Below are 401 nucleotides of genomic sequence, written 5' to 3' on the forward strand. Positions count from 1 at the left end.
ACGATGATGTACGGAACGCCAACCTGACGCGCCAGCAGGATGTGCTCGCGGGTCTGCGGCATCGGGCCGTCAGCGGCCGAGCACACCAGGATCGCGCCGTCCATCTGCGCAGCACCGGTAATCATGTTCTTGATGTAGTCGGCGTGGCCTGGGCAGTCGACGTGCGCGTAGTGACGGTTCGCGGTTTCGTATTCGACGTGCGCGGTGTTGATGGTGATGCCGCGTGCTTTTTCTTCCGGAGCCGCGTCGATCTGGTCGTAGGCCTTGGCTTCGCCGCCGAACTTCTTCGACAGAACGGTTGCGATTGCAGCCGTCAGGGTGGTTTTGCCGTGGTCAACGTGACCGATGGTGCCGACGTTGACGTGCGGCTTGGTCCGTTCGAATTTTTCCTTTGCCATTTC

General features: G+C 60.8%; 1 protein-coding gene. It reads right to left on the reverse strand.

Annotated elements, in window-relative coordinates; genetic code table 11:
• Positions 1–398 (reverse strand): GTP-binding protein (locus ACQ7JA_RS25035; RefSeq protein ID WP_430902411.1); only part of this gene is annotated, 398 nt, incomplete at its 3' end.
• Between the last annotated feature and the right edge of the window lie 3 nt (positions 399–401).

This window comes from Massilia sp. BKSP1R2A-1 (genome assembly GCF_050586525.1).
Lineage (GTDB): Bacteria > Pseudomonadota > Gammaproteobacteria > Burkholderiales > Burkholderiaceae_D > Telluria.